The 22,207-nt window shown below is 61.7% G+C and carries 20 protein-coding genes and 2 tRNA genes; 12 read left to right on the plus strand and 10 right to left on the minus strand.

Features of this window, described 5'->3' with window-relative positions:
• Positions 1 to 104 precede the first annotated feature (104 nt).
• The 5 genes from PQR53_RS29310 (at position 105) to PQR53_RS29330 (ending at position 3,478) form a co-directional block, all read left to right on the plus strand.
• Positions 105 to 178 (plus strand) — tRNA-Cys (locus PQR53_RS29310).
• Positions 179 to 205: 27 nt separating this feature from the next.
• Positions 206 to 664: a hypothetical protein gene (locus PQR53_RS29315; protein ID WP_408461920.1), complete on the plus strand. Its 459-nt coding sequence runs from the start codon at positions 206 to 208 to the stop codon at positions 662 to 664.
• 146 nt (positions 665 to 810) lie between these two features.
• The gene (locus PQR53_RS29320; RefSeq protein WP_408461922.1) at positions 811 to 1,569 is read left to right on the plus strand and encodes a TraB/GumN family protein; all 759 of its coding nucleotides are present in this window, start codon (positions 811 to 813) and stop codon (positions 1,567 to 1,569) included.
• Positions 1,570 to 1,771: 202 nt separating this feature from the next.
• On the plus strand, positions 1,772 to 2,752 hold the full coding sequence (locus PQR53_RS29325) for a sensor domain-containing diguanylate cyclase (protein ID WP_408461925.1): 981 nt from the start codon (positions 1,772 to 1,774) through the stop codon (positions 2,750 to 2,752).
• 219 nt (positions 2,753 to 2,971) lie between these two features.
• Positions 2,972 to 3,478 (plus strand): GNAT family N-acetyltransferase, encoded by a 507-nt coding sequence (locus tag PQR53_RS29330; protein WP_408461928.1) that lies wholly within the window; start codon positions 2,972 to 2,974, stop codon positions 3,476 to 3,478.
• Positions 3,479 to 3,623: 145 nt separating this feature from the next.
• Here the strand turns inward: PQR53_RS29330 and PQR53_RS29335 are convergent, their stop codons facing one another.
• Genes PQR53_RS29335 through PQR53_RS29345 form a run of 3 tightly spaced genes read right to left on the minus strand, consistent with a single transcriptional unit; the run spans position 3,624 to position 5,575 of the window.
• Positions 3,624 to 4,508, minus strand: coding sequence for a cytochrome c oxidase assembly protein (locus PQR53_RS29335; RefSeq protein ID WP_408461931.1), 885 nt, complete (start codon positions 4,506 to 4,508; stop codon positions 3,624 to 3,626).
• A 17-nt stretch (positions 4,509 to 4,525) separates the two neighbouring features.
• The gene (locus tag PQR53_RS29340; RefSeq protein ID WP_408461934.1) at positions 4,526 to 4,987 is read right to left on the minus strand and encodes a copper chaperone PCu(A)C; all 462 of its coding nucleotides are present in this window, start codon (positions 4,985 to 4,987) and stop codon (positions 4,526 to 4,528) included.
• Positions 4,988 to 5,005: 18 nt separating this feature from the next.
• On the minus strand, positions 5,006 to 5,575 hold the full coding sequence (locus PQR53_RS29345) for an SCO family protein (RefSeq protein WP_408462126.1): 570 nt from the start codon (positions 5,573 to 5,575) through the stop codon (positions 5,006 to 5,008).
• A 474-nt stretch (positions 5,576 to 6,049) separates the two neighbouring features.
• Here PQR53_RS29345 and otsB point away from each other — a divergent pair, with 474 nt between their 5' ends.
• Entirely contained in the window at positions 6,050 to 6,799 is a 750-nt protein-coding gene (gene otsB, locus PQR53_RS29350) for a trehalose-phosphatase (protein WP_408461937.1), read from the plus strand.
• Positions 6,800 to 6,854: 55 nt separating this feature from the next.
• Positions 6,855 to 8,315, plus strand: coding sequence for an alpha,alpha-trehalose-phosphate synthase (UDP-forming) (gene otsA, locus PQR53_RS29355; protein ID WP_408461940.1), 1,461 nt, complete (start codon positions 6,855 to 6,857; stop codon positions 8,313 to 8,315).
• Positions 8,316 to 8,430: 115 nt separating this feature from the next.
• On the opposite strand, the gene PQR53_RS29360 is transcribed toward otsA, so the two are convergent.
• Positions 8,431 to 10,266, minus strand: coding sequence for an ABC transporter ATP-binding protein (locus PQR53_RS29360; RefSeq protein ID WP_408461943.1), 1,836 nt, complete (start codon positions 10,264 to 10,266; stop codon positions 8,431 to 8,433).
• A gap of 692 nt (positions 10,267 to 10,958) precedes the next feature.
• Here PQR53_RS29360 and PQR53_RS29365 point away from each other — a divergent pair.
• The 3 genes from PQR53_RS29365 (at position 10,959) to PQR53_RS29375 (ending at position 13,765) form a co-directional block, all read left to right on the plus strand.
• Positions 10,959 to 12,023, plus strand: coding sequence for a glycosyltransferase family 4 protein (locus PQR53_RS29365; RefSeq protein WP_408461946.1), 1,065 nt, complete (start codon positions 10,959 to 10,961; stop codon positions 12,021 to 12,023).
• Between the two features lie 271 nt (positions 12,024 to 12,294).
• The gene (locus PQR53_RS29370) at positions 12,295 to 13,149 is read left to right on the plus strand and encodes a hypothetical protein (protein ID WP_408461949.1); all 855 of its coding nucleotides are present in this window, start codon (positions 12,295 to 12,297) and stop codon (positions 13,147 to 13,149) included.
• 151 nt (positions 13,150 to 13,300) lie between these two features.
• Positions 13,301 to 13,765: a DUF2214 family protein gene (locus PQR53_RS29375; RefSeq protein ID WP_408461951.1), complete on the plus strand. Its 465-nt coding sequence runs from the start codon at positions 13,301 to 13,303 to the stop codon at positions 13,763 to 13,765.
• A gap of 191 nt (positions 13,766 to 13,956) precedes the next feature.
• On the opposite strand, the gene PQR53_RS29380 is transcribed toward PQR53_RS29375, so the two are convergent.
• Positions 13,957 to 15,840 (minus strand): ABC transporter ATP-binding protein, encoded by a 1,884-nt coding sequence (locus PQR53_RS29380; RefSeq protein ID WP_408461954.1) that lies wholly within the window; start codon positions 15,838 to 15,840, stop codon positions 13,957 to 13,959.
• 546 nt (positions 15,841 to 16,386) lie between these two features.
• Here PQR53_RS29380 and PQR53_RS29385 point away from each other — a divergent pair.
• A complete protein-coding gene (locus PQR53_RS29385) occupies positions 16,387 to 17,052 on the plus strand; it encodes an XRE family transcriptional regulator (protein ID WP_408461957.1) in 666 nt (221 codons plus the stop codon).
• Positions 17,053 to 17,424: 372 nt separating this feature from the next.
• Here PQR53_RS29385 and PQR53_RS29390 read toward each other — a convergent pair whose 3' ends face one another.
• The 5 genes from PQR53_RS29390 to PQR53_RS29410 form a co-directional block, all read right to left on the minus strand.
• Positions 17,425 to 18,390, minus strand: coding sequence for a hypothetical protein (locus PQR53_RS29390; protein WP_408461959.1), 966 nt, complete (start codon positions 18,388 to 18,390; stop codon positions 17,425 to 17,427).
• Positions 18,391 to 18,977: 587 nt separating this feature from the next.
• Positions 18,978 to 19,052 (minus strand) — tRNA-Val (locus PQR53_RS29395).
• 48 nt (positions 19,053 to 19,100) lie between these two features.
• On the minus strand, positions 19,101 to 19,835 hold the full coding sequence (gene dnaQ / locus PQR53_RS29400) for a DNA polymerase III subunit epsilon (protein WP_408461961.1): 735 nt from the start codon (positions 19,833 to 19,835) through the stop codon (positions 19,101 to 19,103).
• A gap of 80 nt (positions 19,836 to 19,915) precedes the next feature.
• Positions 19,916 to 20,362 carry a ribonuclease HI gene (rnhA, locus tag PQR53_RS29405; RefSeq protein ID WP_408461964.1) on the minus strand — a complete coding sequence of 149 codons (447 nt, stop codon included), beginning with the start codon at positions 20,360 to 20,362 and terminating at the stop codon, positions 19,916 to 19,918.
• Positions 20,359 to 21,246, minus strand: coding sequence for a class I SAM-dependent methyltransferase (locus PQR53_RS29410; protein WP_408461967.1), 888 nt, complete (start codon positions 21,244 to 21,246; stop codon positions 20,359 to 20,361). The genes rnhA and PQR53_RS29410 overlap by 4 nt, the downstream gene beginning before the upstream one ends.
• A 19-nt stretch (positions 21,247 to 21,265) precedes the next feature.
• Between PQR53_RS29410 and gloB the strand changes: the two genes are divergently transcribed.
• Positions 21,266 to 22,057, plus strand: coding sequence for a hydroxyacylglutathione hydrolase (gene gloB / locus PQR53_RS29415; protein ID WP_408461969.1), 792 nt, complete (start codon positions 21,266 to 21,268; stop codon positions 22,055 to 22,057).
• Positions 22,058 to 22,207 lie beyond the last annotated feature (150 nt).

The raw sequence follows: 22,207 nt of genomic DNA on the forward strand, positions 1-22,207 counted from the left end.
TACATAAGGGGAAGCAACGCTTCCCTTTTTGTTTGGTGGGCCGGTCCTTACGGTTACCCACCAAACAAATCTGAGAATCTGCAGCTAGATTCCAGTCCGCTTGCGGCGCGATAGCAAAGCGGTTATGCAGCGGCCTGCAAAGCCGTTTAGGCCGGTTCGACTCCGGCTCGCGCCTCCAGTAGTTGATGTAAAGAAAAGCCCCGACTTGTCGGGGCTTTTCTTTTTATGCGGCTTCGTCGCCGATACCAACCCGGAGCGTTTCGGCAACGGGCTTGCGCGTTCCAGTCCCTACTTTCTCATCGTCACCTCGCCGCGCTTGGCTCGGCGCGAAGGCGCTTGCCCTGGATCGCTCATCACCCACTCAAAAACAATCGCCGACTTGCTTTTGCTGCATGAGAAAGCAGCCCCGGAAAAAATGCCTTTGCGGCGCGACCTGGACGCATCTGCAGGTGGCCTTGGTCCATGGGCTCTGGTGGGACTACGGCGCGCGGCACCGCTGACGCGTATCTACTGGACTGCATTGCTCTTCATCGATCCGCTGACCGCGTTGCCACTGCTATGGCGACCAACAGCCGGGCCGATCCTCAGTGTCGCCGTCATCGTGTCAGACGTAGTGCACAATTCATGGTTGGCACTGCATCATCCGATTCGCATGGATCTGTAACTTTCGCAGATCGTCTTCCTGTTGTTCGTCGTGTGCATGGTGCGGACCGTCTGGCAAGGGGCCGCGAGTGGCGCCTCCGCGCTGCGCGCCGTCGATTGAATTGCCCGATTGCCTTTTTGTGCAATTGCCCGTCTACACGAGGCTGCATGTATCTACAACTTACCGGCACCAACGTTCGTCTGCTCGGCTCAATGCATCTGTTTCCTGCGACGAGCCGCAGAACGCCGCCATGGATCGGGCAAGCGTATGACTGGGCCGAATCGCTGGTCTTCGAATCCGATCCGCCGACGATCCTGCCGTTTCTGAAGTCATATCCGCAGGATGGCGCAGCCCAACTGCAGCCCTTGCTATCCGCCGATGCCTGGAATCGGCTGCAAGCCGCGTGGCCCGCGGAAGGCCCGTTGGCGCCGCTCGCCGATCTGCGTCCGTGGGCCGCGCTGATCGTCGCGCCGACGCTGTTCCAGCAAGTCGTCGAAGGCGTCGAGCCGCGCATGCTGCGCTCAGCGCTCGCGCAATCCAAACCGTACCAGTATCTCGAGACCGCGCAGGACGTGGCGGCGTCGCTCGAAGCGATTCCGCTCGACGCTATCGGCACGGCGCTCGGCATGCTGATGTCCGATCTCGACGAGCCGCAGCGCACGCTCGAGCGAATGCACGCCGCCTGGCTGCATGGCGATCTACCGGCCGTGCAGCAGATTGCCGTCGAGTCGCCGATGTTCAATCTGCCCGGCATCCGCGAGGCTATTCTCGACGCCCGCAATCGCGCGTGGGCAGCGCACGTGACGGCGTTGCTCGGGCGCCCGGAGCGGACCCTGGTGGTAGTAGGGGCGCTGCATTTGTGCGGGCCCGGTAACTTAGTCGAATGTCTCGCACAAGCCGTTGAGCCGGTTTCTGTCGGCGAGTAGCGGGTTGCCGACGCGCAAGCCTGCGAGCCGCAATTCACCGTGAAATGTCTCGATTGCGGCACCTGCCGGGAACACGACGGCAACACGGCTCCCACTCGACCCGGAGAAATTCGCGAAACGGGCTCAATTGGACATAAAAACTGCCGCTATACACTACTGGCTCACGAACCCGGTCACCCCTCATAGTTTTACGGAACACTCCATGCAAGTCCCCCTGATGCCCAGCAATGAAAGCGCCCGCCTCGACACATTGCGTGCGCTGAATATTCTCGACACCTTGCCTGAAGAGCGCTTCGACCGGCTGACTCGCCTTGCCAAACGGCTATTCGGCGTGCCGATCGCGCTCGTGACGCTGGTCGATACGGACAGGCAGTGGTTTAAATCGTGTATCGGGATGGCAGCGTCCGAGACGGCGCGCGACGTGTCGTTCTGTGCGCACGCGATTCTCGACGACGAAATCCTGATGGTGCCGGACACCTTGGCCGACGGGCGTTTCCACGACAATCCACTCGTCACGGACAGTCCGAACATCCGTTTCTACGCCGGCTGTCCGCTCACGGTTCCGAATGGCAGCAAGCTGGGCACGCTGTGTCTGATCGACACGAAGCCGCGCGGCCTCGACGACGAAGAGCGTGAATTGCTGCGCGATCTGGCGCATATGGCTGAGCAGGAACTGGTGGCCGTGCAACTGGCCACGCTCGACGACCTGACGCTGCTGTCGAACCGTCGCGGTTTCGAAGCGCTCGCGCAACATGCATTGACCGTCTGCAAGCGGATGGATAAACCGGCGTCGCTGCTGTTTTTCGATCTGAACGATTTCAAGCTGATCAACGACACCCACGGCCACGCGGAAGGCGACCTCGCGTTGAAGACCTTCGCCGAGGTGCTGCGCAACGCGCTGCGCGAAAGCGATGTGATCGGGCGGCTGGGTGGCGACGAGTTCGTCGCTTTGCTGACCAACGCGGGCAGCGGCGAAACGCAGGAAGTCACGCAGCGTCTCACGGCCTTGCTGAGTGCGCGCAATCGCGAAGCACAGCGTGGCTACCAGATCCGCTATAGCGTCGGCCAGATTCAGTACGATCCCCCGCGGCATGCATCGATCGCCGACTTGCTCGCGGCTGCCGATGCGGCGATGTATAGCCACAAGCAGGCGTCGAAGGCACGGGCCGCGCGCGGCCACTGAGCGTGGCATGAATGCGAGCGTATCCGGTACGCACACGCGGCACACGCGGCGTGCCGCGGATTCCGGTGACGAGAAGATCCACAGCACTCGCAGCCGTACCGTCTGTCGACCTCGCGAGAATCGGCGCCGGCCCGGCGCCGCATAGCCTTAGTCCGCCACGCACGGCATAATTCCGCATTGCCACCGCCCGTGACGGCGCGCTTCCTTTGAAGATTTCCCATGACAGAATCGCAGCAAACCCCCGCCACGCGACTGGCGCAACTCGAATGGCGCTGGAAAGCGTTCGAAGACCTCACGACCACCGAAGTCTATGCGATGCTGGCCGCGCGCAGCGCGGTGTTCGTGGTCGAGCAGAAGTGCGTGTATGAGGATGTCGACGGGCTCGACTCAGAGGCCTGGCATCTGTTTGCCTATGGTCCCGGTGACGCGGGCAACACCCGGCGTCCACCGCTCGCGGGTTATCTGCGCGTACTGCTGGCCGATGCTGGCGACACCGATATCCGCATCGGCCGCGTTCTGACAACCGCGGAATTCCGCGGTATCGGCCTTGGCAATGCGATGCTCGAACGCGCGCTCGCGCATATCCGCGCACAGTGGCCGGGTACGCCGATCCGTTTGCATGCGCAGGCGCATCTGCAGGGTTTCTACGGCGCGTTCGGTTTTACGCCGGTATCAGAGATTCACGAAGAGGACGGCATTCCGCACGTGTGGATGCGTTCGGCCTAAGCCAGACTGCAAACCGTGCTCGGCGTGCGCGCGCCGCACGCCTTCCTGGGCCGCGACCGCAAAGCCCTTTCGGCATCGTCATTTGTCGGCCGCATCTTGCGATTCGGCCCCGCGCCTGATTCCGCCGTCAATAGCTTCGAAATGGTCAGTGCTGGCTGGCCGCCGGCGCTGACGTGGCTTGCCCCAAACCTTGCGTCGCCGTGGCGCGCCGCTCGCTGCGCAGACGTCCGCGTGCCGACAGCCGCATCCAGTGACGCAACGCCAGCAGTGCGCCGATCACGCTCATCATCGAACCCGGAATCCACAGCAACAGGCCGCCGATCTGCTGATCGCGCATCGGGCTCAGCCATGTGAAGGCGCGCCCGCAGATCGAGTAAATCGGATACAGCTCGTGCGGCGTGAAGAAGATAAACGCGCCGAGAATGATCTGCGGCGGAATCGCGGCGATCACCACCAGCACGCGCTTACCCGGCGACAAACGCGCGGGCGGTGCCGGGCGCGGATCGAGCACGAGCCACCAGAACAGCAGCCCGTCGATCACCATGCTCCAGTTCATCACGCGGTACAGCCGCCAGTCGAGCATCGCCATGAAATGAATCGGCGACATTAGCCAGAAGTAGATCAGCCCGACGAACAACGTGACGGCGACCACCGGATGCATCACCACGTCGAGTAGCTTGCGTACTACCGGCGTCTCCAGCGCGGGCCGCACGAAGCGCTGCCGCCAGCTGAATGGAATGCCCGCGCGCAATGCGGCGCCCGGATAAGAGAGCGCGATAAAGAACGGCCCAAGGTGATGCAGCACCAGATGCTGCGCACGATGCATGAAGAACTCATGCTCGAAGAAATAATCGAGCCGCGTATGCAGCGCGACATACAACGCGACCAGCCCGAACCAGAAAGAAATGCGCCGGCGAATCGACACCTTCGCCTTGCGTGCGCCGCGCACGAACAGGATCGCCGGCACCAGCAAGGCAATCACGACGGTCGGCGAGAACTCCCAGGGATCGAGCCAGTAGAGCAGATTCATCGCGAAGCGTAACTTGGTTACTTCGTTTGGGCGGGCGACTTGACCGCGAACGGCGTATCGAGCGTTTCGCCGTCGGAGAACTTCAGCGTCAGATGCACGGTGTCGCCCGGTGCGATCTTGTGCTTTGCGTCTTCGAGCATCACGTGATAGCCGCCCGGCGCGATCGACACCTGGCCGTGCGCGGGCACCGTCAGTTTGTCGACCATCACCATCTTTTGCGTCGAGCCGTTCGATACCGTTTGATGCAGCATCGCGTCGCCGTAATCGTTGCTGGAAATATCGACGAGATCGACCGGCTTGTCGCCCGCGTTCACCAGCGTCACGTAGCCGGCGGCGGGGAGGTTGTTCGGCAGCCAGCGGACCCACGCGTCCTTGACGCTGATCGCGTTGGCACCGGCGGCAAACGCCGCCGACGCGCAACCGAAGGAGAGGGCGAGGGTGCAGCTCAGTGTGGCGAACGTTTTGATCTTGATCGACATGAATGAACTCGGGAAAGGTCAGGAACGGTCATCAATGATACGGCGCAGGTCTTGCGCGATCGTATCGGGAGTATCGTGATCGGTGGCAAGCAGGCGCGCGTGGCCCTCCTGATCGAACACGTAGACGGCGGAGCTATGGGTGACTTCGTAGTTGCCGTTGGGGTCGCTCTTTTCCATCTGATAGGCGACCCGGTAACGCTTGGCGAGCGACTCGATCTGCCAGTCGGTGCCGGTCAGGCCCTCGGCGTGTTGCGCGTCGAAGGCGCCGACGTAATCGTGCAAGGCTTTGGGCGTGTCGCGCGCGGGGTCGACGGTGATGAACAGAATGCGCACTTTTTGCGCGTCCGGGCCGAGTTTGCCGAGCACTTGCATCAGGCGGCCCATCGTTTCAGGGCAGACATCGGGACAATGCGTGTAGCCGAAGTAGACGAGCGACGTGCGGCCTTTGAACGTATCGCCGGTTACGGCGCGGCCGTCGTCGCCAGTCAGCGTGAAATCGAGGTCCGGCAAGTGGCCGGTCACATTGGTCAACTGCCACGGTTCGGCGGGATGCGTGCAGCCGCTTAGGGTGGCCAATGCGCCCGCCATGACGCTCAACGCAACCAGGCGCCTCGTCCACGGCTGGCGCGGCGGTGAGAGGTTCGGCTGCGGGTGTCGGGACGAGATGATCGGGAACAAAGCAGGGTTCAATGACTCGATTGGAGAGCGGTGCGCGACGCTGCCTGTGAACGGATGCGACATGGTTCGGGCAACGCGCGCGGCTCGTTGTAGTGTGCAAATTGGGTCGCCACTGCAATAGTCTGCGTCGCTGCGACTGTATCGCAAAACGTCCGATTACGTCGCCGGCGCCCACGGGCGCGTGGCTTGCGAGTCAATTTGACGCAGGCGACTGAAAGCTGGCTGAAGCCGGATTGTTGTCTTTGTGAATGTGATGGTGAGTGGCGTCGGCCGTCATGCCAGGCCAGGCTTGTGGCCAGGCTTACTTTCTCGAAAAATTGACGGCGGCGCGGTAAGATGCGCACACTTTTCCGGCCGCAGAAGGCTGAAAGGCAAATTTAACCCATGCAAGCACTTCCGGCTGTTCTGTCTCCCAGCGAGACGGCATTTTTTTTCGACTTCGACGGCACGCTCGTCGAACTCGCGCCCACGCCGGACGGCGTGCTGGTACAACCGCGCGTCATTGTCCTGCTGACCGAGTTGCGGAGCCTGACGAACGGCGCGGTGGCGCTCGTGTCGGGCCGTGGCATCGACAGCATCGACGGCTTTCTCGGCATGCCCGATCTGCCGATCGCGGGTCTGCACGGCGCCGAGCGGCGCGACGCGAATGGCGACACGCAGCGCATTGGTTTTCACGACGAGCGCCTGTTGCGCATGGAGCAGGTGCTCGCGCAGGTCGTCAACGAACATCCCGGCATGCTGCTCGAGATCAAAGGCGCGGCGCTGGCGCTGCATTACCGCAACGCGCCCGACCGCGAGCCCGTGGCGCGCGAGGCGACCGAGCGGCTGGTGGCCGACTATCCGGCCTCGTATGTGTTGCAGCCGGGCAAGATGGTCTACGAAATCAAACCGAAGGACGTCGACAAGGGCCGGGCGATGCGCGCGTTTCTCGACGAACCGCCGTTTGTTGGCCGCAAGCCGGTGTTTGCCGGCGACGATCTGACCGACGAGAAAGGTTTTGCCGTCGTCAACGAGCACGGCGGCTGGTCGATCAAGGTGGGCGCGGGCGACACGACGGCGCATACGCGCGTCGAGTCGGTCACGGCGTTGCTCGACTGGCTGGAATCGATTGTCGCGGCGGCGCGCAAGGCATGATGGATACGCCGTATCGCTCAACGTACAACACGCACTGCATCGGGAATCGCGCTTCATGAGCCGACTGATCATCGTATCGAACCGGGTGGCGCCGATCTCGGAGGGCGGCCCGGCGGCGGGCGGTCTGGCGGTCGGCGTGTACGACGCGCTGAAGGAAACCGGCGGCATGTGGTTCGGCTGGAGCGGCGACGTGCTCAGCTCGGGTCAGCCGCAGATCAAGGTTGAAGAGCGCGGGCCGGTGACCTTCGCGACCATCGCGCTGATGCGCCGCGATTACGACCAGTACTACCGCGGTTTTTCGAACGCCACGCTATGGCCCGCGTTTCACTATCGGGCCGATCTGCTGCAATACGACCGGCATGATTTCGACGGCTATTGCCGCGTCAATGCGTGGCTCGCCCAGCAACTCGTGCCGCTCCTGCGCGAAGACGACGTCATCTGGGTCCACGACTATCACCTGATTCCGTTCGCCCAGGCGTTGCGCGCGGCCGGCGTGAAAAATCGCATCGGCTTCTTTCTGCATATTCCATTTCCGGCTTCGCAGGTGCTGCTGGCGGTGCCGCCGCATCGCGAGCTGGTCGAAGCGCTCTGTTCGTTCGATCTGCTCGGTTTCCAGACCGCGCCAGATTTGCGGGCGTTTTGCGACTACATCGTCAACGAGGCGAACGGCACGGTTGACACTTCGGGTCGCGGTCCGCTGACCGTGCATGCATTCGGCCGCAGCTTGCGCGCGGCGGCTTATCCGATCGGCGTCTATCCGGACGAAATCGCCGAGCTCGCGAAAGCAGGCGAGCGCGGCAAGCCCGTCCGCATCATGAAGACGGCACTGCATTCGCGCAAGCTGATCATGAGCGTGGACCGCCTCGATTATTCGAAGGGGCTGGTCGAGCGTTTTCGTGCGTTCGAACGGCTGTTGGAACACTTCACCGCGCAACGCAACAAGGTGTCGTTCCTGCAAATCGCGCCGCCGACGCGCGCCGACATGCACGCCTATCAGGACATCCGCTTGCAGCTCGAAGGGGAGTCGGGGCGCATCAATGGCCGCTTCGCCGAGCTGGACTGGACGCCGATTCTCTACATCCACAAGCAGTACGAGCGCTCGGTGCTGGCCGCGCTGTTTCGTACGGCGCATGTCGGCTATGTCACACCGTTGCGCGACGGCATGAATCTCGTCGCCAAAGAGTATGTGTCGGCACAGGATCCGGAGAATCCGGGCGTGCTCGTGCTGTCGCGCTTTGCCGGCGCCGCGCAGGAACTGGATGGCGCGTTGATCGTCAATCCGGTCGATATCGACGGGATGGCCGAGGCGCTCGCCACGGCGCTGGAGATGCCGCTTGTGGAGCGTCAGGCGCGTCATCGCGACATGATGGTGCAACTGCGCGAGAACAATGTGTCAGTGTGGCGCGATAATTTCATGCGCGATCTGCAGAGCGTGGGTGCGGCGAAGAGCGCCAGAACGGTGAAGGTACGTGCTGGCTCAGGCAGGAAAGCCGCGCGTGAGACCTTGGCGGGATAGGCGGCGATTCAGCCGGCGATTCAGACCGATTGCGACTGCCCGGGAAAACAGAAAAGCCGCTCGAAAGCGGCTTTTCTGTTTTTTTTTGCTGAAACGGCAGAGGACGGCGCGTCGCTTAGACCACGTGCTGCTCGTCCACTTTCTTGCCGCCGATATGCAGCGTGGTGCCTTTGCCATACTGCTTCGACAGCAGATCGCGGTAGAGGCCCGGGCGCTGGCGCAACTCTTCCGGACTGCCGTCGTCGATCACCTTGCCCTGGCTCATCACGATGATCCGATCGAAGTTATTCAGCGTCGACAACCGGTGCGCGATCGCGATCACCGTGCGGCCCACCATCAGCCGGTCGAGCGCCTTCTGGATCGCTTCTTCCGATGCACTGTCGAGCGCCGAGGTGGCTTCGTCGAGCAGCAGGATCGGCGCGTTCTTCAGGATCGCGCGCGCAATCGCGATCCGCTGACGCTGTCCGCCGGAGAGCTTCACGCCGCGGTCGCCGACGATCGTGTCGAACCCTTCCGGCATGGCTTCAATGAAATCGCTGCAGCGGGCTTCGCGCGCGGCGGCGATCACTTCGTCGCGGCTCGCTTCAGGGCGGCCGTACGCGATGTTCTCGTACACCGTGCGATGGAACAGCGAGATATCTTGCGGCACCAGCGCGATCGCGTGGCGCAGGCTGTCCTGGGTGATCGCGGCGATGTCCTGGCCGTCGATCTTGATTGCGCCGCCCTGGGTCTCGTAGAAACGCTGCAGCAGCGCCAGCACGGTGGACTTGCCCGCGCCCGACTTGCCGATCAGGCCGACCCGCTGGCCCGGTTCGATGTGCAGGTCGAAGTGATCGAGAATCGGCCGGCGGCGCGGATAGGCAAACGTCACGCTTTCGAAATCGACCCGGCCGCCTTGCGGCACGAGTTCGCTCGCACCATCGCGATCCGGCATGCCGTGCGGCTCGAGCAGCGTGCGGACAGCTTCGGCGAGCCGCGCGACGTGCTGCGTGACGTCGACGAGCGCGACGGCCAGATCGCGCGTGCCGTGCAAGATCGTAAAGCCCAGCGAGCTGACCAGCACGATGTCGCCGGAAGTCGCCTTGCCCTGATCCCACAGCCACAGTGCCCACCCCAGCAAGCCCGCCGACAGCAGCGCGGTGATGACCGCATGCAGCAGGCGCAGCTTTTCCAGATACAGCAGGCTCTGCTGGCGCGCTTCCATTTCCGCCTTGACGGTCGCGCCGAAACGCTGCTGTTCGCGAAACGTCATGCCGAAGGCGCGCACCAGACCCATGTTGCTGATCACGTCGACCAGCTCACCGTCCACCGACGCTGCCTTGGTGGCGAAGTGATGGTGCCGGGCCGAACCCCGTCCCGCCAGTTTGTAAAGCACGATCGACAGAATCGCCGAGCACAGCATCAGGCCGCCCGCCATCAGCGGATTCACGGCGATGATCATGATGATTGCACCGAGCACCGCGATACACGGCGGCAACACGTTCCAGGCGGTGGTGTTTTCGGCGGTGTAGACCGCATTCGAGGTTGCAGTGATGCGGCTCGCCAGCATGCCCGGCTGTTTCTCCGAGTAATAGGTGGGCGAGTGGCCGCTCAAATACTGGAACAGGTCGCGCCGCAGGTCACCCGTGACAGCCACGAAAGTGTGCGCGGCGACCCAGCCGCCGACCCGCCACAGCAGGTTGTCGGCGGCGATCAGGCCGACCAGGATGGCGAACGCACCCCACAGTGGGCCGGGGTGATGCCGGCCTTCGCCGAGCACGTCGATCAGATGTTTGATCGCGTATTGCGAAGCGAGCGCACAGCCCACGGCCGCAAACACGCTGCACAGAACGATCGCATGCGCGAGCGGATGGCGGCGAATAAAGCGGAAAAGAAACGCAAGCGGCCGATGCGCATAGCTCGCAAGCTTTGCGTTCTGGGCATTACGCTGGGCGATGGTTAAGTGTTCCAATTGATCGTGAGGTCGATGTGGTTCGGGTTGTGCATGCAAGGCATGGGCCACAGCAAAGAGTTCGCCGCGAAACCGATGCTTCGCATTGTAAACATGCAAAAGCGATTGCGCCCTGTGTATCCGGGCGATGGCGCGACTGATTTCGCGATAGACGACCGCGACCTACCATTGCTCGACCCGCCAGTGGGCCGGTGGTTCATGCGGGTTGCGGACTATTTCGGGATATAATTACAAATTGCATTCAACTGCGGTGCGGCATTTCTTCAATGCCTGCCGGTAAAGTTGACGCAAGAGCTTACAGATGCCGGGATCGAGGTCTGCGTTGCAAGCCAGTTGCTACTGTAGAACTGTCTTTTAAAACAAGGGTTTGCAAAGTGTTTCCCCTTTGTAACAACGTAAAGACTTTGAAATGTTGTGGTGCAGCGAGATCCCCGGCACTGATAATGCGTGCTCTGTTTGCCCACCGAAATATCTGACAGTTTGTCAACGTAGGTGTCATGTGTGCGTTTACCGGCACATGCGCAGACGGCGAACAGCTGATCTGGGCTCACTACCCAAGCGATCCATCGCAGGATTTCTCGAAAGAATCAGGCCCGCGCCGGCATATCCGGCCAGACTGCCCTGGCGAGCAAGCGAGTCGCTTTTACCAAACGCAGTATCTTTGCCTGATTTTTTACGAGGAGTTCTTCATTATGCGAATCGCTCAAATCGCTCCCTTGCACGAGGCGGTTCCTCCCAAGCTTTACGGTGGTACGGAACGCGTAGTGTCCTACCTGACCGAAGCATTGGTTGAACAGGGCCACGACGTCACGCTCTTCGCGAGCGGCGATTCGCAAACCTCGGCGAAACTCGAAGCGTTCTGGCCGCAGGCGCTGCGCCTCGACCCGACGATCCGCGACGTGATGGCGCCGCACATGTTGCTGCTCGAAGAAGTGCGCCGCCGCGCGGACGAATTCGACGTGCTGCATTTCCACATCGATTACTACCCGTTCTCGCTGTTCGCGCGTCAGCCGGTGCCGTTCCTGACCACGTTGCATGGCCGTCTCGATCTGCCGGAACTGCAACCGATCTTCAATACGTTCAGCGACGTGCCGGTGGTGTCGATTTCGGACAACCAGCGCATCCCGCTGCAACAGGCCAACTGGCTGCAAACCGTTTATCACGGTCTGCCGGAAAACGTGCTCACGCCGATCAAGGACGTTGAGCCGGGCTACCTCGCATTCCTCGGCCGCGTCTCGCCGGAGAAGGGTCTCGACCGCGCGATCCGCATCGCCGGCCAGGCAGGCATGAAGCTCAAGGTCGCCGCCAAGATCGACAAGGCCGACCGTGCCTATTACGAAGAAGTGATCAAGCCGCTGATGGCGCTCCCGCACGTCGAATACATCGGCGAGATCGGCGAAGGCGAAAAGCGTGAGTTTCTCGGTAACGCGCATGCACTGGTGTTCCCGATCGACTGGCCGGAGCCGTTCGGCCTGGTGATGATCGAAGCCATGGCGTGCGGTACGCCGGTCGTCGCGTTCAACCGCGGTTCGGTGCCGGAAGTGATCGAAAACGGCGTGTCGGGTTTTGTCGTCGAAGACGAAATCAGCGCGGTTGCCGCCGTGAAGCGTCTGCACACGCTGCCGCGCGCCAAGGTGCGTGCCGCGTTCGAAGCGCGCTTCTCATCGAAGGTGATGGCGAAGAACTACGTCGCTACCTACGAAGCGCTGCTGCGTCAGAAGCATCGCACGGTGCTGCGCGAAGTCAACGCCAGCTAAGTGCTGTAAGGAAAAGCAGCCCGGACGTCCTGCTGAAGCGCTGGCGGCGCCTCTGGCACGGCGCCCCCGGCGATCAGGCGGTCCGGCTGCACCCAACAACGCCCCGCGTGCGTCTCGCCCTCGGGGCGTTGTTGCATGCGCGCCGCGTTTTGCCTTGTGAACGGCAGAAAGTACGGTTTGGACACCGGCAGCATGAGCCAATCTCCGTAATATCCCTATAATGGCCGTGCCGCAAATTTGGCTGCGGCGCCGCCGACGACAGGAGGATGCCTTGGCGAGAACGAAAGAGACGCGTGCGAACGCGGCGCCCGGCGCCGGAACGATTTTCGCGCTGCGCGCCATCGGTCTCGTGCTCCTCGCTCGCTGGCTTTTTTCGATGGCGCAGATGGACCTGGGCGCGTCGTTGTCCGCGATGGTGTCCTCGCCGTGGGCGTGCATCAACCTGGTGTTCCTGTTCCTGCTGATCTTCCTGCCGGGCGCGCGCGCGGTGGCTGAGCGTCCGTTGCATCCGTTGCCGCAATGGTTGCGGCAAGCGCTGCGCCTGTTTGCTTTTCTCGGCTTTCTGTTTGCGGTCTGGTCGGTCGGCGCATTTGCGGCAAGCGCCGGTTGGCGGCGCGCCGCGCAGGCGGTGGCGGCCACCAACGGCTGGCTGTTGGCGGCGCCGGCGTTGTACGCGGCGGTGGTCTGGATTTGCCGGCCGCGCGCGCTGTGGCGTACCAATATCGCCGCGCGGCGCTTTGCGATCGGCCGCTATGCTGTGGCGCTCGATCCGGCCACACGCACGGTGGTTGTCTGGGCCGAGCGTCGCAAGGTCGGTCAATACGACGCGCGCGAATTGTCCGTGCGATGGGCAGCGGGTCAAGGGATGAGCTCGACGCCGACGCCTACCCCCGCGGTGGCGCTCGGCGTGGCGGGCGAGTCTGGTGCGGCCGCCGCGCCGCTCGGCTCGGTCGGCGCGCCTGCGTTGGCTCGCAGTGGCTTCGGCCGTCGTCCGAAAATCGAATTGCTGTGGGATTCGCCGGCTGCGGCAGGTCACAATCGACAAACCGTGTTCCGCACCGCGCTGACGACCGAAGGCGATCGGGTCGCCGCGCGTGCGCTCGACACTTCGTTGCAGCAAGTCTGAGTGTGTTGCTTTGTGCAGTTGACCGCACCCCGCAGGCTAACCAGGCATCGTAAAGTAAGCTGTAGTCGATAATAAGAAGTGACGCCCGGCGTCTCAATGGGCGAGTGGACATACATCGATCGTTCATATTGCGTCGTTTGCAGGAGTCGCCATGCTGGTTCGCTGGTTGCTTGCCGCCCTTCATCTACTCGCTTATGGCTTTGCGCTCGCGTCGATTCTCCGGCGTACCTGGGCGCTGCGGCGCGCCAGCGTGCCCGCTGCATTGCGCTCCGTATTCCGCGCGGATACGGGTTGGGGCATATCGGCGTTAGTGCTGATCGTCACGGGTCTGATGCGCGCCTTTGGTGGCTTCGAAAAGGGCGCCGACTACTACCTCCATGAGCCGCTCTTTCACGCCAAGATGACGCTGCTCGTGCTGATCCTCATTCTCGAAGTCCCGTCGATGCTCGCGCTGATGCGCTGGCGTGCCTCTATCAGGAAAGGCACCCCGCCTGATTTGCGAAAAGCGCGCAAGTATGCGCGTTTCAGCGTGATCCAGACCGTGCTGCTGGTGTTGATGGTGTTCGCGGCTACCGGTATGGCGCGAGGTATCGGACTGCCTGCGGGCGTGGTCTAGTCGCGCCTTGAAGCGCCGGGTAGTGCGTCGCATTGAGTCGCCGCGTAGCGCATGGCGTTCCGTCAGGCGCAACTGGCGAGAAACATCGCATGTGTGCTCGTACGGGCGAACGAAGCGGGGCGTGCGTAACGCCAGCAGAAACGGCCTTTTGCCGGCGGTTTCCGCGTGACGTTCCGCACGCTTACAGCGATTTAATTGCCGACCAGTACACTTGAATCATCGAGCCGATTCGCCTTCGCGCCATCGGTCCTGTGCGTGACCTCCGAATCCGAATCGCCCAGGCCCTTGATCAACTCCAGTGCCTGACGTTCGAACAGCCGCCGGTACAGGCCGTTCTCGAGCCTGATCAGCGCCTCGTGACTGCCTTGCTCGATGACCTTGCCCTTGTCCAGCACCAGCAGTCTGTCCAGCGCCCGCACGGTGGAAAGACGGTGCGCCACCACCAGCGTGGTGCGGCCCATCATCAACCGTTCCATGGCCTGCTGGATCAGCACTTCGCTTTCGCTGTCGAGGCTCGAGGTCGCTTCGTCCAGAATCAGGATCGGCGCGTCCGCGAGAAATGCCCGCGCAATCGCCACGCGCTGACGTTCGCCCCCCGAGAGCTTGACACCGCGTTCGCCCACCAGCGTGTCGTAACCTTGAGGCAACGCCACGATAAAGTCGTGCGCACTGGCGAGCTTCGCGGCGCGTTCGATCTCGGCGCGGCTCGCGCCGGGCCGTGCATAGGCAATGTTCTCGGCCAGCGAGCGGTGAAATAGCACCGGCTCCTGCTGAACGATCGCGATCTGACTGCGCAACGACGCCTGCCGCACCCGGGCGATGTCCTGCCCATCGATCGTGATCCGGCCTTCCGAAATGTCGTACAGCCGCTGGATCAGCTTGATGAAGGTCGTCTTCCCCGAGCCCGAATGCCCGACCAGCCCGACGCGTTCTCCCGGCGCGATGCGCACGGAGAAGTTATCGTAGAGCGGCGTGGCCTTCGTGCCGTAGTGGAAGGTGACATGCTCGAAGCGAATTTCGCCTTTACCGATCGCGATCGGGCCCGCGCCGGGACGATCTTCAATACCCAGCGGCTGGCTCTCCAGCGACACCAGTTCCTCCATGTCGTTGACCGAACGCTGCAGGTTGCGGATGTGCATGCCCACGTCGCGCAGATAGCCTTGCAGCATGAAGAACATCGTCAACGCGAACGTGATATCGCCGACGCTTGCTTCGCCGCGCGCCCACAACAGCAGCGCGGCGCCGAGAATCGCGGCCTGAATCGCCACCAGCATGCCGCCCTGGAGGCCGCCGTTGATCGTGCCGCGTATCCACGTGCGGCGCGTGCGATGACGCCACTTGCCGATCACTCGTTCGAGCAGCACTTCTTCGCGCGCTTCGGCGCCGAACGCTTTCACCACGCCATTGCAACTGACGGCGTCGGCGAGGGCGCCCCCCATGCGCGTGTCCCATGCGTTAGCGAGGCGTGCGGCGGGCGCCACGAAGCCGAGCGACATGGCCACGGTCACCGCGATGTACAGCATCGAACCGATCCCGACGACCGCACCCATCATCGGCCAGCGCCAGCCGAGCAGCACCGCAGCCCCAACCAGCATGACCAGCGACGGGAGCAGCGCGATCAGCAGCGTGTCGTTGAGCAGATCGAGCGCCCACATGCCGCGCGTGATCTTGCGCACGGTGGATCCGGCGAAGCTGTTGGCGTGCCAGTCCGTTGAAAAGCGTTGTACGCGATGAAACGCGTTCGCGGCGATCTCGCTCATCATCTTGAGCGTCAGCCTGATGATGTTGAAGAACACGCCCTGGCGAAGCAGCGTGGCGCCGAGCCCGAGCGCGCTCAACACGCAGAACGCCGTGATCGCGGCGTGCCACGCGACCGCGTCGCCGGCGGAGCCGGATGCGATTGCGTCGACGAGCCTCCCGGCGAACATCGGCGTGAGCACGTCGGCCAATGCCGAGAGCAGCACGAGCGCGGTAATCGTGAAGATGCGCCACGGCTGCTTGGCCCAGTGAAGGAAGGTGAAGCCGAGGACGTCCTTGAAGGCTTGTCCACGAAAATCGAGTTTTTTTCTAGTCATTTGCCACGACCCGGTGACGCGTGAGCGCACCGAGGTTCCAGTCAGAAGCGAACGGAAGAGACAGTCAAGCGCGCCGGGCTGAGTTGACAACCATGCCGGCAATGAAACTAAGGACTGTCTGGAATTGCGCGGAACGCCTGTTCAGGCAGAACCGCATGAGCGACAACGCGACAACTTTAAGGTCGCGAGAATGGTCGTAAGACCATCTCAGGGACGGCGCTATGCACTGCGAACATGTGACGCCTCCCTGTAGTCGAATGAGGTGAAGAAAGTAGACGGGGCGAGTGCCCGAGAGCCGACTATATCAGCAGTATCTGGCGGTCGCAATCGTACGGGGTTTCGGTGTTGACTTCGAGGCGGCAGACGCAGGGGCGTCGTGATGAATCCCGCATGCGGATGCGGGAGGGTATTAAGCGGCTGCCTCCGGGTGTCTCGACCCATCGGGAACGACGCGCCAGCCCCGCCTGATATTTGTGCTTGCGGTGCAGAAAACTAAACTTTAAATTGAAAGATATCTAAACCGTGTATAGTTTAGATTCCTGTTCCATGACCACCCTTCCCGAACGTATCCAGATTGTCCTGGACGAGACCGGCATCGATCAGACCGAGTTGGCTGAAGCCGCTGGCGTTACCAAAAGCACTGTCAGCCAATGGCTGTCGCTCGCCATAAAGTCGATGAAGCACGAGTACGCCGTCGGCATCCAGAAGAAATATGGCTACAGGATTGATTGGCTTGTCAGGGGCGAAGGAGAGAAGAAGTTGGCCGATGTCGGGGATCGAAGCGAATTCGACCCGATCTGGTTGCTTGAGAGACAACGCATTCCGGTAGTGGGCATGGCACAGCTAGGTAACGACGGCTTCTGGGCCGAAATTGAGTCTCCCGTCGGATATGGCGATGGTTATCTGGAGTTTCCGTCCAAGGAGAGGGCCTACGGGCTGCGCTGCACAGGCGATTCCATGATGCCGCGCATCCGTAACGGCGAGTTCGTGGTCGTCCAACCCGATCACGCTGTCGAACCGGGCGACGAGGTGCTGGTCAAGGCAACGGACGGTCGGGTCATGATCAAGGTCTACCTCTATTCGCGCGACGGTCGCAAATATTTCAATTCGGTCAACCGGGATCATCCAGAGATCGCGATCGAGGAGGAGAAGATCGAACTTCTGCACTACGTCGCGGCGATTGTTAAGGCTTCGATGTTTCGGCCGGAGTAGAGAAAGCGGCGGCCATTCCCTCGCTATGAACGCCGCCGGCATTTAACCGGCGGTTTTTTAGCTGAGCCGGTTTAGAGATCTTGACTTTTTGTGTGTAGATATTTAAACTTCGGTCATTGTGTCGGTGTCCGACGGAAGTGTTGACCTAGTGCAACCTGCACGGCGGCACGAAGCGTTGTCGGAACAATCCTGCGCGAAGGCGCGTCGTCGCGGGTCGGTTTTCCGGATTGGAGCGTGCGGTGATTGCGCTGCACCGCGCTTCGCCCACAATGTGCGAGCGCGTCGGAAAATACGCGTCCTGAGCGATCTCACGGCTTCGCGCGAATGCAAGTCTCCGAGTCGATTTGCGCGATCTGCAAGCGTTGCCTCGGGTTATGTGGTTTCAGTCGTCGGCGTTGGCCTCGGCTCAGGCGGGTTACGTTGTATGAGCCGGTTGCGGTGCTTGATCGCGAATTTCTTGACGAAGCCAGCGTTCACCGGCAAGTGGTCGTTCGTGCCGAGCCGATCAGCTACCGCGGAGTTGTACGCCCGGCGCAGTTCTTTCGGCATCAAGGCCATGTTGGCAAGTGCGATCACATGCACATGGTTTGCGGAGAAGCCGCGCGCGGCCTTGCCGCGTCCACGCTCCCATCTGATCAACGAAGCTGATATGTCGGCGGCGCTCATCGCGTGTTTCTCGCTCCCGCGCGTAGCCGCGCCTCTGCCGCTGTTTGCGCCTCGGGTTGTGAGCTTTGCTTCTCTCGGTGTCCGGAAGGCTCGTTCGCTAGCGGCATCGCGGGCTTTTCGCTGGTGACAGTCTGATGGCGGCCACTCGTTGAAATCGAGATCGACGGATTCGATTCGGCGCCTTCGGCAGTCCTTTTTGGTGAGCGTGCTTTCTGTGTTGAAACATTGCTTGAGTTTGGCTGCCCACGCATCGCGCGCTTTCGCTGCGAGAGTGGGGTGATACAAGCGTCCGTCGCTGCACTTGATCCAGTCACGTAGCGCACCATCACGTATAGCGGGCCAGTCTGTGTCGATCTTGCCGCGATGCCAATATCCGACGCGCTTTGCGAGCCACTCGTCATCGTCCGGGAGTGAGGCGGCCGGCATCTGATGCCATGAGGCACAGCGCAGCAGGACGGCGGCCCCGCAAGCTGCGAGAGTTTCGTCATGGGCCAAGCCAGAGTTGCAGAGACGCGCGACATCGAGGGGCATGAAAGCGTGATCGCGCAGGTCGCAGCCGGCGGGGGTGAGGGGATGGAGTAGTCCGTTGATACCTGTCGTCTCGCCAGTAATTCCAGTTCGATGCTGATTTGGTGAGCAGGTTGGGACAAGTCCGGGCGTACTTTTATTCATTTCATCTCCGGGTGATTTAGCGCCTGCAAGATAAACGCTAGCCCGATCGAGAAATATGAGAAAAATCTGAAACTGCCCCCCCGCGTGTTAGCGATTGGGTTCACGTTCCTTTTGATCGGTCAGGTGACTTGAGCGACGAACGCATAGGACAGTGCGGCTCGCACATTGATCACGTTCGCCGCCGGTACTCGTCGCTCAGTGAGCGGCCACGGAATGGACGCAGAGTCACTCGAGTCCTATCCATGAGACCGAGCCGCTGAGGCGTTCGATGTCTCGCGCAAAAACGCTTTCGGAGATCGTGAATGGCAAATCTTCAGCCAGTCCTGAGACGGCTATGCGGGGTGAGATGATGTTTGGTGACCGCAGCCACCGGAGTTAGCGAACTAGACGGAACAAGGTGGCACCCACACCCCTGATTTCCTCGCTGCTGTATTCAGCATGTGAAGCCGCTTCAGATAAAGACCACCGCCGTGTTGGCGACAATGAAAAACCCGTGGGCGACATAGGCAATAAAAAACCCCAGCATCCTTTCGGATCTGGGGCTTTAAAGCAACGTCGGGTAACGCTTGCTTAACTTGCTTATGTACTGGTGGGTGGTACAGGGATTGAACCTGTGACCCCTGCCGTGTGAAGGCAGTGCTCTACCGCTGAGCTAACCACCCGAAGAGAGCCGAATTATGTCAGGGATTTTTGCACCCGTAAAGTACTTTTTAAGCGGTTTGCTCATCCGCGGCCGGCGCGGGTTCGAGACGCCACACGCTCGTGCCTTTGATCGCCTTGTCGAGGCCGTCGAGTACCGTCTGATGTTCGGCGACCTCTTCGTCGCTCGCGGTAATCACGATCAGATTTAGCGAATCGATCGCGATGCGCGGCGCGTGCGCGCCACCACCACCGTGCGAATCGCCGAGCATGTCGATGACGAGGCTTTCCTGGCCGCGTGTCATCGCCAGATACACCTCGGCGAGCAGTTCCGAATCGAGCAATGCGCCGTGCAGGGTGCGGTGCGCGTTGCTGATGCCGAAGCGATCGCACAGTGCGTCGAGTGAATTGCGCTTGCCCGGGAACATCTGCTTGGCGCGCGCCAATGTATCGATAATCTCGCCGCAGTAGGTTTTCACCGGCGGCAAACCCAGTAACGCAAATTCGGCATCGAGAAAGCCGATGTCGAACGGTGCGTTGTGAATGATCAGTTCCGCGTCCTGAATGAAGTCGCGAAACTGGTCGGCGATCTCGGCGAACTTCGGCTTGTCGCTCAGGAATTCGGTGGTCAGTCCGTGAACCGCCAATGCGCCCGGATCGCTGTCGCGTTCCGGGTTGATGTAGAAATGCAGGTTGTTACCCGTGAGGCGGCGGTTCACCATTTCGACGCAACCGAGTTCAAGGATCCGGTCGCCGGTTCGTGCATTCAGGCCGGTGGTTTCGGTATCGAGGATGAGTTGACGCATGTCGGATTAGCCTGCTCTAAAAAAATCAGCAAAGAAAGAAGGGCGCGCGTGTGGTGTCGCTACGGGCGGCACCGCACGCATCATATTTCCGCGAGTGATGCGACGCCGCGATTGGCGAGTTGATCCGCGCGTTCGTTTTCCGGGTGGCCGTTGTGACCGCGTACCCAGCGCCATTCGATGTCGTGCTGTGCGACGAGTGCGTCGAGCCGCTTCCAGAGATCGGCGTTCTTCACCGGCTGCTTGGCCGCGGTGATCCAGCCTTTCTTTTTCCAGCCATGAATCCACTCGCTGATACCTTTCTGCACATACTGCGAGTCGGTGTGCACGACGGCCTTGCAGGGACGCTTGAGTGCCTCGAGCGCGGCGATCACGCCCATCAGTTCCATGCGGTTGTTGGTGGTGTTGGGTTCACCGCCGAACAGTTCTTTTTCCTGGTCGCCGAAGCGCAGCAGCGCGCCCCAGCCGCCGCGGCCTGGGTTGCCCTTGCAGGCGCCGTCGGTATAAATATCGATGATGTCGGAAGTCATTGAGTATGGTTGCGTGTGTTCGGGGTGGCGGCGGGCGCGAGGCCCGCGGCGAGGACAGGTTTCTTCACTTTCAGCGGGCCGACAAGGCGCATGCCGCGCACGCGCTTGATCGCCTTGACCATGTACGTGGCGCCAAAAATCGGCCACCAGCGGTCGCCGGCGGCTTCCATGAAACCATAGCGGGACAGCCATTGATCGCTGCCGAGCGGCGGACGATAGCAGCCAAAGCGCCCGCGTTCAAGGTCGAAACCCAGCAGTTTGATCCAGTCTTTCAAGCGCGTGAAGGCGATCAGATCGACTGCCGCGGGTACGAACGGGCGGCCGGTCATCTTGCCGACCGACTGACGTGCGCCCCACAGCGACAGTGAATTGAAGCCGAGAATGATCAGTTGGCCTTCAGGCATCAGTACTCGCTCGGCTTCGCGCAGCAGCCGATGCGGGTCGCTCGTGAATTCCAGCGTATGCGGCATCACGATCAGGTCGACGCTTTGTGCCTCGAACGGCAAGTCGAGCAGGTCGCACCAGACAGCGCTACGCCCAGCCGGCGCCGACAAGCCCGCGGGCAGACCTTGCGCGGCGCCCCTCCTCGAATCATTCGCCGAGCTGTTTCCTGAACCATTTGCCAGGCCATTTCCGGCACGCCCCAGGCCGCGCGGGAAAGTGTAGGGCGCACTCGCGCCGCTCGCCGCGTCGAGCACGAGTCCGCGACACGGCATGCGGTTCTCGCGCAAGGCGTCGAGTTGTGGCAGGCCCAGTTGCAGCGCATGGTAACCGAACACGTCCGACACCACGCGATCGAGCTGGGTCTGTTCCCAGTCGAGCACGTAGCGGCCAGGTGGCGAATCGGTCCAGGCCGGCCAGTCTATAATCGCTCGATCAGTCATATCAGGGAATGCGTCACCTATGAATGCGCTCGAGTACGTACCGGTCCCGGCGTTTGAAGACAATTACATCTGGGTCGTTTCCGACGGGCATCACGCGGTGGTCGTCGATCCGGGCGAGGCCGCCCCCGTGCGCGCATATCTGGCGAAACGAGGTTGGCGGCTGAGCGCTATTTTACTCACGCACCATCATCAAGACCACGTCGGTGGGGTGGCCGATCTGCTGAACGGCCAGGTCGTTCCCGTGTACGGCCCCGCCGGTGAAGCGATCCAGCACCTCACGCACCGTCTTGAAAATGGCGATCACGTGACGATTGCGGCGCCCGCACTCGAATTCAGCGTGCTCGACGTGCCGGGTCACACGAGCGGTCATATCGCGTATTTTCAGGCCGCCGACCCGCGCGGCACGCCGCACGTGTTTTGCGGCGACACGCTGTTCGCGTGCGGCTGCGGCCGGTTGTTCGAAGGCACGCCCACTCAGATGCTGGCGTCGCTGGATTCGCTTGCCGCGCTCCCCGGCGCGACCGAGGTGCACTGCGCGCACGAGTACACGCTGTCGAACATCCGCTTCGCGCTCGCTTGCGAGCCGGGCAACGCCGAACTGCAAGCCTGGCGGGACAAAGCGAGCGAATTGCGCGCGCGTCAGGTGCCCACGCTGCCCACCACGATCGCCCACGAACGCGCCGTGAACCCATTTTTGCGCGCCGACAATCCCGCGATTCAAACAACCCTGCAAGAGCAGTTGCACGAAAAAGTACCCGATCGTTTAGCGGCATTTACGCTGATGCGTGAATGGAAAAACCGCTTCCGTTGATCCGTTCGGCGTCAGGTATTTCTCACGTGATGAATCGCAAAAATTCGCCAAGCCCAAGATTTCCTTGATTTTTTTCGTAATATTCCGATTGACGTAAACGATGCCGTTTCGTACTATCGGCTGCAAATTCCAGCCCTTGTGGAAGCCGAG

This window comes from Paraburkholderia fungorum (assembly GCF_046027605.1).
GTDB lineage: Bacteria > Pseudomonadota > Gammaproteobacteria > Burkholderiales > Burkholderiaceae > Paraburkholderia > Paraburkholderia fungorum_F.

Bases quoted from the DNA above. Each gene is read 5' to 3' on its own strand.
- PQR53_RS29320 (WP_408461922.1), top strand. From the start codon at position 811: ATGTATCTACAACTTACCGGCACCAACGTTCGTCTGCTCGGCTCAATG.
- PQR53_RS29380 (WP_408461954.1), bottom strand. From the start codon at position 15,840: ATGACTAGAAAAAAACTCGATTTTCGTGGACAAGCCTTCAAGGACGTC.
- PQR53_RS29325 (WP_408461925.1), top strand. From the start codon at position 1,772: ATGCAAGTCCCCCTGATGCCCAGCAATGAAAGCGCCCGCCTCGACACA.
- dnaQ (WP_408461961.1), bottom strand. From the start codon at position 19,835: ATGCGTCAACTCATCCTCGATACCGAAACCACCGGCCTGAATGCACGA.
- rnhA (WP_408461964.1), bottom strand. From the start codon at position 20,362: ATGACTTCCGACATCATCGATATTTATACCGACGGCGCCTGCAAGGGC.
- PQR53_RS29375 (WP_408461951.1), top strand. From the start codon at position 13,301: ATGCTGGTTCGCTGGTTGCTTGCCGCCCTTCATCTACTCGCTTATGGC.
- PQR53_RS29335 (WP_408461931.1), bottom strand. From the start codon at position 4,508: ATGAATCTGCTCTACTGGCTCGATCCCTGGGAGTTCTCGCCGACCGTC.
- PQR53_RS29340 (WP_408461934.1), bottom strand. From the start codon at position 4,987: ATGTCGATCAAGATCAAAACGTTCGCCACACTGAGCTGCACCCTCGCC.
- PQR53_RS29410 (WP_408461967.1), bottom strand. From the start codon at position 21,246: ATGACTGATCGAGCGATTATAGACTGGCCGGCCTGGACCGATTCGCCA.
- PQR53_RS29330 (WP_408461928.1), top strand. From the start codon at position 2,972: ATGACAGAATCGCAGCAAACCCCCGCCACGCGACTGGCGCAACTCGAA.
- PQR53_RS29390 (WP_408461959.1), bottom strand. From the start codon at position 18,390: ATGAATAAAAGTACGCCCGGACTTGTCCCAACCTGCTCACCAAATCAG.
- otsA (WP_408461940.1), top strand. From the start codon at position 6,855: ATGAGCCGACTGATCATCGTATCGAACCGGGTGGCGCCGATCTCGGAG.
- otsB (WP_408461937.1), top strand. From the start codon at position 6,050: ATGCAAGCACTTCCGGCTGTTCTGTCTCCCAGCGAGACGGCATTTTTT.
- gloB (WP_408461969.1), top strand. From the start codon at position 21,266: ATGAATGCGCTCGAGTACGTACCGGTCCCGGCGTTTGAAGACAATTAC.
- PQR53_RS29345 (WP_408462126.1), bottom strand. From the start codon at position 5,575: ATGGCGGGCGCATTGGCCACCCTAAGCGGCTGCACGCATCCCGCCGAA.
- PQR53_RS29385 (WP_408461957.1), top strand. From the start codon at position 16,387: ATGACCACCCTTCCCGAACGTATCCAGATTGTCCTGGACGAGACCGGC.
- PQR53_RS29365 (WP_408461946.1), top strand. From the start codon at position 10,959: ATGCGAATCGCTCAAATCGCTCCCTTGCACGAGGCGGTTCCTCCCAAG.